The following is an 11,731-nucleotide window of genomic DNA, read 5'->3' on the forward strand; positions in this document are numbered from 1 at the left end:
CGCCGCCTAGCCCTGCGCGCTCGCGCCCTCCTCCGGCGCCAGCACCAGCGCGAACAGTTCGCTCCTGAAGTGGATGCGCAGGCGTCCGAAGGCGCGGTTGCGGTAGGTCTTGACGGTGGGCACCGCCAGTCCGAGGTCCGCAGCGATGCCCTCCTGCGTCATGCCGCGCAGCAGCCGTTCGCAGACCGCCAGTTCGCGCGGCGTCAGCGCCGGGCAGCGCGCCAGCAGGCGCTGGGCCGGTGAGGCGGGCGCCGCCGCCGGCCCGGCCAGCGCCACGTGCTTGCGCGCCAGCGCCATCAGCAGCGCCCCAGCCTCGCCGAAGTCGGCCAGCTGTCCATCGGCCAGCGGGCGCTGCCCGTCGTGGCGGTAGAAGTTGACGGCGAACAGCGCGCCGTCCGCCGACGCTTCGCGCTCCACCACCGACACCCGCTCGCGCACGCCGTGCGCGTCGTAGACCTTGGCGCGGTGTTCCGGCGGCACCTCGCCGGCCGTGATGTGGCACAGGCGCAGGGGCGCCGTCTCGCCGTCGCGGAAGGTGCGGTCGTGCTGCACGGGGCCCGACAGGTAGGCCCGCCAGCAGTCGCGCGTGGTGTCGGGCACGCCCAGGCTGCCGCTGGTGAAGATGGCCGGGCGGGCGCCCGTGCGGTAGATGGAAAAGGAGGCCACCGGCAGCGTCGCCGCCACGGCGCGCAGCAGGCGCGGGCCGAAATCGGTCTCGCCCAGCGCCGGCACCACCTCGGGCATGCGCGCGGCCAGCAGCGCATGGGCGCTGGCGCCGGCGGGCAGGGAGGGGCTCCAGGTTCTCATGGCAGGCGCGGGACGGGCGGCCGGGTCATTGGGGGAAGTCCGTCATCCTCAGGGATGACCGGGTGCCCGCGCCACCGGACTTACGCTAGCCGGATGATGATGTCCGACAACGATCCGCTGGCGCCCCCCACCCTGTCGCACTTCGCCGAAGTGGCGGTGGACGTGGGCCAGCCGCTCGTGCTCGGCCGCGGCCCCCAGGGCCTGCGGCGGGTGGTGCCCATCCTGGGCGGCACGGCGCGCGGCGAGGGCTGGACGGCGCGCGTGCTGCCCGGCGGCGCCGACTTCCAGCGCTTCGCCACCGAGGGCTGCTCGGTGCTCGACGCCCGCTACGGCCTGGAGACGGACGCCGGCGATCTGATCTACGTGCAGAACCATGCCGTGCGCGCTGCCGCGCCCGAGGTGATGGCCCGGCTGATGCGCGGCGAACCGGTGCAGCCGTCGGAGGTGTACTTCCGCTGCACGCCCAGCTTCGAAACCGATTCGCCCGCGCTGCGCTGGATCACCGAACGGCTGTTCGTCGGCTGCGGCGTGCGGCATCCGTCGCAGGTCGTCATGCGCTTCTTCGTGCTGGCGTGAGACCGGGCTGCGCCCCGCCCTCGCCCCCTTTCCCATCCCGCCGCAGAACACTTCCAAGGAGACTCCCCATGACCCGATTCCGCACGTCCTTCCGACTGCTCGCCGCCACCGCGGCCCTGACCGCCGCCTGGTCCGGCGCGCAGGCCCAGACGCCCGCCTATCCGAGCCGGCCCGTGCGGCTGATCGTCGGCTTTCCGGCCGGCACCGGGCCGGACATCGTGGCGCGCCTGCTGGCACAGAAGCTCTCCGAAGGCTGGAACGGCGTCGGCGTGGTGGTGGACAACAAGCCCGGCGCCGGCGGCACCATCGCCGCCAGCGAGGCCGCGCGGGCCCAGCCCGACGGCTACACGCTGATGCTCGGCGAGACCGGCCAGCTGTCCATCGCCCCCAGCAGCTACACCAAGCTGCCCTACGACCCGAAGAAGGACTTCGCGCCGGTGAGCCAGGTGGTCACCAGCAACTTCATGCTGGTGGTCAATCCGCAGAAGGTGCCGGCGCGCGACGTCAAGCAGTTCGTGGACTGGAGCCGCCAGCAGAAGGGCCTGTTCATGGGCACCTTCGGCGCCGGAACGCCGGGTCACTTCGGCGCCTACATCTTCGGCGAGGCCATCGGCATGAAGCCCGAGGCCGTGCACTACCGCAACACGGGTGATGCGCTCGCCGGCCTGATGAGCGGCGATGTGGCCGGTGCCTTCGCCAGCGTCGGCCTGGCCGCGCCCAACGTCAAGGCCGGCAAGCTCGTGGCCCTGGCGGCCAGTGGCGACACCCGCGCCGCCCTGCTGCCCGACGTCCCCACCTTCAAGGAGCAGGGCTACGGCCAGGTCGTGTTCCAGTCGTGGTTCGGCATCGTGGCGCCCAGCCGCACGCCGCCCGAGGTGCTGGCCAAGCTCGAAGCGGACATCCGCCGCGCCATGCAGTCGGCCGACGGCAAGCAGCGCATGGAAGACGCCGGCTTCAGCGTGACCGGGACCACCGCCAAGGAGTTCGGCAACATCATCGCGGCCGATACTGTGACCTGGGGCAAGGCCGTGCAAGCCACCGGCTTCAAGGCGGACTGAGCCATGCGCCCCACCTTCGGACTCGGCGCGGCCGCGGCGGGCGCCGCCGCGTTGCTGGCGGCGTGCACCAGCCCCGGCGACGCACCGCCCGCGGCCCAGGCCGCGTCCACGCCCTTGGCCTGCGCCCAGCTCGCACGGGCCGTGCCGCACGGCACGCGGCTCACGCTGGCCGAGGAAGTCGCCGCCGGCACCATCAACCTCACCGGGATCCAGCCCGGCGCACCGGGCGCCACCGCGCCGGTACCCGCTCATTGCCATGTTCAAGGGAAGATCGCCGAGCGCACCGGCCTGGACGGCAAGCCCTACGCCATCGGCTTCGACCTGCGCCTGCCCGCGCAATGGAACGGCCGCTTCTTCTTCCAGGGCGGCGGCGGCACGGACGGCGTGCTGCGCGATGCCATCGGCGTGCTCACCGGCGGCGGCAACACCAGCAATGCGCTGATGCAGGGCTATGCGGTGGTCTTCACCGACACCGGCCATCTGAATGAGCCTGGCCCCAATGGCCCCTACCAGTTCGGGCTGGATCCGCAGGCACGGGCCGACAACGGCTACAACTCCATGGCGCAGACCGCGCGCGTGGCCAAGACGCTGATCCGCGCGCACTATGGCCAGGCGCCCCAGCGCTCGTACTTCGTCGGCTGCTCCAACGGCGGGCGGCAGGCCATGATGATGACGCAGCGCTATCCGGAGATGTTCGACGGCGTCATCGCCTCGGCGCCGGCCTACCGCGTGCCGCTGGCTTCGGTTCAGGCGGTGTACGACACCCAGCTCTATGCCCGTGCCGCGGCCGAGCAGGCGCCGCCCGGTCCCGACGGCCGGCCGGTGCTCTCGAAGGCCTTCTCGCCCGGCGACATGAAGCTGCTCACCCGCGAGGTGCTGCGCCAGTGCGATGCGCTGGACGGCCTGGCCGACGGGATGGTGAACAACTGGCCGGCGTGCCACTTCAAGCCCGAGGTGCTGCGCTGCACCGGCGCCAAGACGGACGCCTGCCTGGGCCCAGCGCAGGTCGATGCGCTGCAGCGCTCCTTCGCCGGGGCCCGCGATGCGCAGGGCAAGCCGATCTATTCGGACTGGGTGTTCGACGCCGGCCTGCATTCGGTGGACTGGACGCGCTGGAAGTTCGGCGACGCGGCCAGCGGCCCTGCCAACGCCCGCAACCTCACGCTGATGACCGGTGGGCTCGCGATGTTCTTCACCACGCCGCCCACCGTGACGAACGACTTCTGGGCCTATGCGATGGGCTTCGACCCGCAGCGCGACACGGCCAAGGTCTATGCCACCGAGGGCGCCTTCCGCGAGTCGGCGATGCGCATGGTGGCGGCCGACTCGCCCGACGTGGACGCCTACGCCCGCCACGGCGGCAAGATCCTGTTCTTCCACGGCGTGAGCGACCCGGTGTTCTCGGTGACCGACACCGTGCGCTACCTGGAGCAGCTGCGCCAGCGCTACGGCGCCGCCACTGACGGCATGGCCCGGCTGTTCACGGTGCCGAACATGGCCCATTGCAGCGGCGGCCCGGCCACCGACCAGTACGACGGCCTGACGGAACTGGTGAACTGGGTCGAGCAGGGTCAGGCGCCCGAGCGCGTCGTGGCCCGTGCCCGGCCCGAGAACGCCGACGTGCCCTGGCCCGGCCGCACGCGTCCGCTGTGTGCCTATCCGAAGCAGGCGCGCTACAACGGCAGCGGCAGCATCGAGGACGCGGCCAACTTCAGTTGCCGCTAGGCGCAGGCTTGGCGGGCGCGCGGTAGAGCATCACCGCCGCCCGCGCCTCCATGGCCCGGCCCTCGCCCACGGGGCCCAGCTTCTCGGCCGTCTTGGCCTTCACGTTGACCTGGCCCGGTGCCAGCGCCAGCACCTCGGCGATGCGCGCGCACATGGCCGGGATGTGCGGTGCCAGCTTGGGGGCCTGCGCGACGATGGTGCTGTCCACGTTGCCGATGGCCCAGCCCTGCGCCTGCACGCGGCGCGCCGCCTCGGCCAGCAGCACGGCGGAATCGGCGCCGCGGAACTGCGCGTCCGTGTCCGGGAAATGCCGGCCGATGTCGCCCAGCGCGGCGGCGCCCAGCAGCGCGTCGGTGATGGCGTGCAGCAGCACGTCGGCATCGGAATGGCCGAGCAGGCCCACGGTGTGCGGCACGTCCACGCCGCCCAGGATGAGCTTGCGGCCTGCGGCCAGCTGGTGCACGTCCCAGCCCTCGCCGATGCGGAAGGGGAAGTCGAAGTCGGCGGCGTGGTTCATGGTCGTCGTCATGGTCATCGGTCGGCCGCGGCGTGGCGGGCCTGGAGCACCGCCGCCGCCAGGGCGAAGTCGTCGGGAAAGGTCACCTTGAAGTTGCTGGCAGTGCCGGGCACCAGCCGCGGCGCCAGGCCCAGGCCCTCGATGGCGCTGGCCTCGTCGGTCACGGCATCGCCCATGCGGGCCAGGGCCTCCTGCAGCAGGCCGATGCGGAACATCTGCGGCGTCTGGGCCAGCCATTTGTCAGCGCGCGCCACCGTGGCGGCGACGCGGCCATCCGGCGTCGCGGCCTTGAGCGTGTCGGGCAGCGGCAGCGCCAGCAGCCCGCCCACAGGATCGTGCACACAGGCGCCGATCAACGCGTCGACCTGCGAGGGCAGCAACAGGCAGCGGGCCGCATCGTGCACCAGCACCCAGTCGGTCGGCAGGGCGCCAGCCTCTTCGCGCAGCGCGGCCAGGCCCTGCGCCACCGACTGGGCGCGGGTGGCGCCGCCAGCGCGCAGCAGCCATTCGCCGGGGGCAGGAAAGCCGGGCAGCACCTCGGCGAGGCGCTGGTCGTCCGGCGCCACGACCAGCGCGATGCCCGCGAGTCGCGGACCGAGGGCGCGGAAGACGTCCAGCGTGTGCGCCACCAGCGGCCGGCCGGCCAGCGGCTCGTACTGCTTGGGGCCGGGGGCGCCGGCGCGGGAGCCAGTGCCGGCACAGGGGATGAGTACGAACAGGCGCGGCGGAGGGGGCTGGGACATCGGCAGGAGGAAGCGTCGGACGTGCGTGGATGGGCGGATGCGGGGCGGCGCTTCGACAGGCTCGGCGCGAGCGGTTCTGCGGACGCATCGAACCGCCCGCCATCGACGGCACAGGACAGCGGGCACGACGCCTCATCCGACGCCCGGTCGGCCAGTCCCGCCCCGGCCAGGGACAAGCCCCGCATTCTAAAATTGACCGCTTCACCCTCCCCGCCGCACCGGCCGGGAGGGCCTGTCTTTTGGTGCCGCACTGCATGGACCTGCCCGCCCTCTCCCCCGGCAAACGCTTCACCCTTCCCCGTCCGCCCTCCTCCAGCGACGCGCTGCTGCTGGCCAGGCTGGCGCAGCGCGAACGCGCGGCCGGCCGCACGACCGCCATCTTCACGGCCGATGCCACCGACACCCAGCGGCTGACGGACGAGCTGGCCTTCTTCGCGCCCGAGCTGCGCTGCGCCGTCTTCCCCGACTGGGAAACGCTGCCCTACGACAGCTTCTCGCCGCACCAGGACCTGATCAGCGAGCGCCTGGCAACGCTGTGGCGCATCCTGCAGAAGGAGGTGGACGTGGTGCTGGTGCCCGCCACCACCGCGCTCTACCGCCTGGCGCCGCCCGGCTTCATGGCCGGCTACACCTTCCACTTCCGCACCCGGCAGAAGCTGGACGAGGCGCGGCTGAAGGCCCAGCTCACGCTGGCCGGCTACAGCCATGTGACGCAGGTGGTGAGCCCCGGCGAATACGCGGTGCGCGGCGGCCTGATCGACCTGTTCCCGATGGGCTCGCCGCAGCCCTTCCGCGTCGATCTGTTCGACGACGAGATCGACTCCATCCGCACCTTCGACCCCGACAGCCAGCGCAGCCTCTACCCCGTGCCCGACGTGCGCCTGCTGCCCGGCCGCGAGTTCCCGATGGACGACGACGCCCGGGCGCATTTCCGCAGCCGCTGGCGCGAACTGCTCGAGGGCGATCCGACCAAGAGCCGCATCTACAAGGACATGGGCAACGGCGTCGCCACCGCCGGCATCGAGTACTACCTGCCCCTGTTCTTCGACCAGACGGCGACGGTGTTCGACTACCTGGCCGGCGCCAGCAAGGAAGGCCGCGACGGCGACGCGCCCTCCTCCGTCACGCTGGTGCTGCACGGCGACCTGGAGGCCGCCTTCCAGCATTTCTGGCAGGACACGCGCGAGCGCTACCGCCTGGCCCACGGCGACCCCGAACGGCCGGTGCTGCCGCCGGAGGCGCTGTTCCTCAACGCCGAGCAGTTCTACGGCCAGACCAAGCCGCATCGCCAACTGTCGCTGCGGCCTGCATCCGCTCAGGCTGAGCCGGTCGACGCCTTCCCCGAGTTCGCGCTGCTGCCCTCGCTGGCCGCCGCCCGCGGCGCTGACGATCCGCTGGCCCGCCTGAAGGAACACATCCAGGCCACCCGCCACCGCGTGCTGCTGCTGGCCGAGACCGCTGGCCGGCGCGAAAGCCTGCTGGACTTCCTGCGCGCCAGCGGCGTCGGCCCGCCGGCCTTCGACACCCTGGCCGAATTCGAGGCCGAGGCCACCGAGAAGATCGGCATCGCCACCGCCGCGCTGGCCGCCGGCTTCGCCTGGAACGAGGCCGGCATCGACTTCGTCACCGAGACCGAGCTCTTCGCCACCGGCACCGGCAGCGGCCGCCGCCGCAACAAGCGGCAGGAGGCCACCAGCGACGTCGATGCGCTGATCAAGGACCTGTCCGAGCTGAACCTGGGCGACCCGGTCGTCCACAGCGCCCACGGCATCGGCCGCTACAAGGGCCTGGTCAACATGGACCTGGGCCAGGGCACGGGGCCGGACGGCAAGCCGCTGCTGCAGGAATTCCTGCACCTGGAGTACGCCGACAAGGCCACGCTCTATGTGCCGGTGAGCCAGCTGCACCTCATCAGCCGCTACACCGGCGTCAGCGCCGACGAGGCGCCGCTGCACAAGCTGGGCAGCGGCCAGTGGGACAAGGCCAAGCGCAAGGCGGCCGAGCAGGTGCGCGATGCGGCGGCCGAGCTGCTCAACATCTATGCCCGCCGCGCCGCGCGGGAAGGGCATGCCTTCCGCTTCCAGGCGCCGGACTACGAGGTCTTCGCCAACGACTTCGGCTTCGAGGAAACGGCCGACCAGAAGGCGGCGATCCACGCCGTCATCCAGGACATGATCTCGCCCCAGCCCATGGACCGGCTGGTCTGTGGCGACGTGGGCTTCGGCAAGACCGAGGTGGCGCTGCGCGCGGCCTTCGTGGCCGTCACCGGCGGCAAGCAGGTGGCCTTCCTGGCGCCGACCACGCTGCTGGCCGAACAGCACTACCAGACGCTGGTGGACCGCTTCTCCAAGTGGCCGGTCAAGGTGGCCGAGATGAGCCGCTTCCGGTCCGCCAAGGAGATCACCGCCGCCGCCAAGGGCCTGGCCGACGGCAGCGTGGACATCGTGGTCGGCACGCACAAGCTGCTCAGCGAAAGCGTCAAGTTCAAGAACCTGGGCCTGCTCATCATCGACGAGGAGCACCGCTTCGGCGTGCGCCACAAGGAGGCCATGAAGGCCATGCGTGCCGAGGTGGACGTGCTCACGCTCACTGCCACGCCCATTCCGCGGACGCTGGGCATGGCGCTGGAAGGCCTGCGCGACCTGTCGGTCATCGCCACCGCGCCGCAGCGGCGCCTGGCCATCAAGACCTTCGTGCGCAACGAGGGCACCGGCGTGATCCGCGAGGCCGTGCTGCGCGAGTTGAAGCGCGGCGGTCAGGTCTACTTCCTGCACAACGAGGTCGAGACCATCGAGAACCGGCGCCAGAAGCTGCAGGAGATCCTGCCCGAGGCGCGCATCGCCGTGGCCCACGGCCAGATGCCCGAGCGCGAGCTGGAGCGGGTGATGCGCGACTTCGTCGCCCAGCGCTTCAACCTGCTGCTGTGCTCGACCATCATCGAGACCGGCATCGACGTGCCCAGCGCCAACACCATCGTCATCAGCCGGGCCGACAAGTTCGGCCTGGCGCAGCTGCACCAGCTGCGCGGCCGGGTGGGCCGCAGCCACCACCAGGCCTATGCCTACCTGATGGTCCCGGACATCGAGGGCCTGACCAAGCAGGCGGCGCAGCGGCTGGACGCCATACAGGCCATGGAAGAGCTGGGTTCCGGCTTCTACCTGGCCATGCACGACCTGGAGATCCGTGGCGCCGGCGAGGTGCTGGGCGAGCACCAGAGCGGCAACATGATGGAGATCGGCTTCCAGCTCTACAACGAGATGCTGGCCGAGGCCGTCGCCTCGCTCAAGGCCGGCAAGGAGCCCGACCTGCTGGCGCCGCTGTCGGCCACCACCGAGATCAACCTGCACGCGCCCGCGCTGCTGCCAGACGACTACTGCGGCGACGTGCACCTGCGCCTGTCCTTCTACAAGAAGCTGGCCACGGCCAGGACGACGGACCAGATCGACACCCTGCTCGAAGAACTGGTGGACCGCTTCGGCAAGCTGCCGCCGCAGACGCAGACGCTGATCGACGTGCACCGCCTGCGCGTGCTGGCGCGGCCCTACGGCGTGACCAAGGTGGACGCGGCGCCGGGCGTGATCCACATCAGCTTCAAGCCCAACCCGCCCATCGACCCGATGGCCATCATCGGCCTGATCCAGAAGAACAAGCACATCAAGCTGGCCGGCAACGACAAGCTGCGCATCGAGCGCGAGCTCAAGGACCCGAAGGACCGGGCGCAGATGGTGCGGGACGTGCTGCGCTCGCTGGGACAGCCGAAGACGGAGGCGGTGGCGGCCTGAGTGCCTTGTGCGGCCCCTGCCCTTCCTACAATCCGCCGCCTTTTTCGACCCTGCTGTTGTTTGACATGACCGCTCCTGCCACAGAACACGTTCCCGGCCTCGTCCTGCGCGGCGTCACGCCGCCCCTGCGCCTGGCCGACTTCGGCCTGATCGCCTTCGACATGGATTCGACGCTGATCACCATCGAATGCATCGACGAAATCGCCGACGCGGTGGGCAAGAAGGCCGAGGTGGCGGCGATCACCGACGCCACGATGCGCGGCGAGATCAAGGACTTCAAGGAAAGCCTGCGACGGCGCGTCGCCCTGCTCGAAGGCGTGCCCGTGGGCGCGCTGCAGGAGGTGTACGACCAGCGGCTGCACCTGTCGCCCGGCGCGGACGAACTGGTGGGCGCCTGCCGCGCGGCGGGCCTCAAGGTGCTGCTGGTTTCGGGCGGTTTCACCTTCTTCGCCGACCGGGTGAAGACCCGGCTTGGCATCGACTTCGCGCGCTCCAACCTGCTGGAGGAAGAAGGCGGCCGGCTCACCGGCCGGGTACGGGCGCAGGACTGGGGCGACATCTGCGATGGCGCCGAGAAGCGCCGCACGCTGCTGGAGGTGGCCTCGCTGCTGCGCCTCGCGCCTTCGCAGACCATCGCCGTGGGCGACGGCGCCAACGACCTGCCGATGATGGTCGCGGCCGGCCTGTCGGTCGCCTTCCATGCCAAGCCCAAGGTGCGCGAGCAGGCCATGGTGGCCATCGAACAGGGCGGGCTGGACAGGCTGCTCGAGGTGGTTCGGCCCGGCTAACATGCCGCGCTCGCGGCCCACGGCCCCTTCTTTACCCACTTCTTTTCAACCCATCCCATGAACCGTACCGACGACATCGGCAAGTTCCTCCTGCGCGCCACCCTGGGCGTACTGATCCTGCTGCACGGCATCGCCAAGCTGCCCAAGGGCGTGGATGGCATCGGCCACATGCTGACCTCCCACGGCGTGCCCGCGGTGCTGGCCAACCTGGTCTACGTGGGCGAGATCGTGGCGCCGGCGCTGCTGATCGTCGGCTTCTTCACACGGCCGGCGGCGCTGGTGATCGCCATCAACATGCTGGTCGCCATCTGGCTGGTGCACATGGGCGACCTGGCGAAGTTCAGCGCCAACGGCGGCTGGGCGCTGGAACTGCAGGGCATGTTCCTGGCGGCGGCCCTCGCCATCGCCATGATCGGCGGCGGCCGCATCGGCGCGGGCGGGCGCTTCAACTGAAGGCGGCGGCACGGGCCGCCCGACCATCGGCGCCGGTCACGCCATCAGGCGTCGGCCAGGCTCGTCCGCATCAATCGTCGTCGGATGCATCCAATCCCGGAAACAGCACCTCGTTGAAGCCGAATCGGGTGAAGTCGCGCACCCGCATGGGATAGAGCTTGCCGATCAGGTGATCGCATTCATGCTGCACGACGCGGGCATGGAAGCCTTCCACCTCACGGTCGATGGGGTCCCCATAGGGATCGAAGCCGCTGTAGTGGATGCGCTTCCAGCGCGGCACCACGCCCCTCAGGCCAGGCACCGACAGGCAGCCTTCCCAACCCTCTTCTTCCTCGTCACCCTGCGGCACGATGACCGGGTTGAGGAGCACCGTGCGCGGCACGAGCGGTGCCTCCGGATATCGGGGATTGGGTGCGTTGGTGCCGAAGATCACCAGTTGCAGATCCACACCGATCTGCGGCGCGGCCAAGCCGGCGCCGTTGACCGCATGCATGGTCTCGAACATGTCCCGCACCAGCAGGTGCAGTTCGTCGGTGTCGAAGGCCTGCACCGGCTGCGCGACGCGCAGCAGCCGGGCATCGCCCATCTTCAGGATTTCTCGGATCGCCATAGGCCGATTGTGGCGCCGGGCGCGCTGCCGCGGAATCCGACCTCAACGGCCTCCGGCGCCAGGACGTTGCGGGTCGTCCCGGCTCGACGCCGTGACCAGGTCAAGGCGTGTTGCCGGAGTCTTGCCGCGGTGCGGGATTGATGGTGCCCGTGCCCACCCGGGGATCGCCGAAGGGCACACCGCCGACGCCGGGCCGGCCACCGCCGCCCGGGCCGCGCGGCGGCACCGCGGGGACGCCCGGCACGACGCCCGGCAACTGGGCCTGCGGCGGGGGCGCCCCCCGCCAGCGGCCACGGTCGTTGTCCCGGTCGTTCCAGCCCGGACGGCCATAGCCCGGCGCAGGGTAGGCGCGCGGCGGCGGCCCGCCCCAGTAACGCGGACCCCGCTCGCGGTAGACGTCCACGCCCACGTAGCCGCCCGGCACCACGGCAGGCTCGCCATAGTAGGGATAGGCCGGGTAGCTGGAGTACGCCGGATAGCTGGGATAGCTCTGATAAGTGGGATAGGTCGCCACGCCCGGCTGGTCGTAGACGGCGCAGCCGCCCATCAGCAAAGCCGCACCGAGCACCATTGCGCTTCCCGCACCACGCTTGAGGATCGTCATCGTTCTTTCTCCTGGCCAGGGGCCATGGACACACAACGTGGTTGGAGCGCCGCTGCCGACCCGCAGGT

At 70.9% G+C, this 11,731-nt stretch carries 11 protein-coding genes; 6 read left to right on the plus strand and 5 right to left on the minus strand.

Features of this window, described 5'->3' with window-relative positions; genetic code table 11:
• Window positions 1-6: 6 nt before the first annotated feature.
• The gene (locus NS331_RS04405; protein ID WP_193758043.1) at window positions 7-807 is read right to left on the minus strand and encodes a helix-turn-helix transcriptional regulator; all 801 of its coding nucleotides are present in this window, start codon (window positions 805-807) and stop codon (window positions 7-9) included.
• Between the two features lie 99 nt (window positions 808-906).
• Here NS331_RS04405 and NS331_RS04410 point away from each other — a divergent pair, with 99 nt between their 5' ends.
• From NS331_RS04410 to NS331_RS04420, 3 genes are all read left to right on the plus strand, one after another.
• On the plus strand, window positions 907-1,383 hold the full coding sequence (locus NS331_RS04410) for a DUF3237 domain-containing protein (protein WP_058640818.1): 477 nt from the start codon (window positions 907-909) through the stop codon (window positions 1,381-1,383).
• A gap of 68 nt (window positions 1,384-1,451) precedes the next feature.
• The gene (locus NS331_RS04415) at window positions 1,452-2,441 is read left to right on the plus strand and encodes a Bug family tripartite tricarboxylate transporter substrate binding protein (RefSeq protein ID WP_058640791.1); all 990 of its coding nucleotides are present in this window, start codon (window positions 1,452-1,454) and stop codon (window positions 2,439-2,441) included.
• A 3-nt stretch (window positions 2,442-2,444) separates the two neighbouring features.
• A complete protein-coding gene (locus NS331_RS04420) occupies window positions 2,445-4,166 on the plus strand; it encodes a tannase/feruloyl esterase family alpha/beta hydrolase (protein WP_082702250.1) in 1,722 nt (573 codons plus the stop codon).
• Here NS331_RS04420 and ispF read toward each other — a convergent pair.
• Window positions 4,153-4,695, minus strand: a complete 543-nt coding sequence (gene ispF / locus NS331_RS04425; protein WP_242873644.1) for a 2-C-methyl-D-erythritol 2,4-cyclodiphosphate synthase — start codon at window positions 4,693-4,695, stop codon at window positions 4,153-4,155. The two genes, NS331_RS04420 and ispF, sit on opposite strands and share 14 nt — an antisense overlap.
• A 2-nt stretch (window positions 4,696-4,697) precedes the next feature.
• A complete protein-coding gene (gene ispD, locus NS331_RS04430; RefSeq protein ID WP_058640792.1) occupies window positions 4,698-5,426 on the minus strand; it encodes a 2-C-methyl-D-erythritol 4-phosphate cytidylyltransferase in 729 nt (242 codons plus the stop codon).
• A gap of 254 nt (window positions 5,427-5,680) precedes the next feature.
• Here ispD and mfd point away from each other — a divergent pair, with 254 nt between their 5' ends.
• The 3 genes from mfd (at window position 5,681) to NS331_RS04445 (ending at window position 10,449) form a co-directional block, all read left to right on the plus strand.
• Window positions 5,681-9,208 carry a transcription-repair coupling factor gene (mfd, locus tag NS331_RS04435; RefSeq protein ID WP_058640793.1) on the plus strand — a complete coding sequence of 1,176 codons (3,528 nt, stop codon included), beginning with the start codon at window positions 5,681-5,683 and terminating at the stop codon, window positions 9,206-9,208.
• 65 nt (window positions 9,209-9,273) lie between these two features.
• Window positions 9,274-9,996: a phosphoserine phosphatase SerB gene (gene serB / locus NS331_RS04440; protein WP_058640794.1), complete on the plus strand. Its 723-nt coding sequence runs from the start codon at window positions 9,274-9,276 to the stop codon at window positions 9,994-9,996.
• Window positions 9,997-10,053: 57 nt separating this feature from the next.
• Complete coding sequence (locus tag NS331_RS04445; protein WP_058640795.1) at window positions 10,054-10,449, plus strand: DoxX family protein; 396 nt, start codon at window positions 10,054-10,056, stop codon at window positions 10,447-10,449.
• A gap of 70 nt (window positions 10,450-10,519) precedes the next feature.
• Here NS331_RS04445 and def read toward each other — a convergent pair whose 3' ends face one another.
• Window positions 10,520-11,059 carry a peptide deformylase gene (gene def / locus NS331_RS04450; protein ID WP_058640796.1) on the minus strand — a complete coding sequence of 180 codons (540 nt, stop codon included), beginning with the start codon at window positions 11,057-11,059 and terminating at the stop codon, window positions 10,520-10,522.
• Between the two features lie 100 nt (window positions 11,060-11,159).
• Complete coding sequence (locus NS331_RS04455) at window positions 11,160-11,663, minus strand: hypothetical protein (protein WP_153012742.1); 504 nt, start codon at window positions 11,661-11,663, stop codon at window positions 11,160-11,162.
• Between the last annotated feature and the right edge of the window lie 68 nt (window positions 11,664-11,731).

The sequence above is a fragment of the Pseudacidovorax intermedius genome (assembly GCF_001476815.1).
Classification (GTDB): Bacteria; Pseudomonadota; Gammaproteobacteria; order Burkholderiales; family Burkholderiaceae_C; genus Xenophilus; species Xenophilus intermedius_A.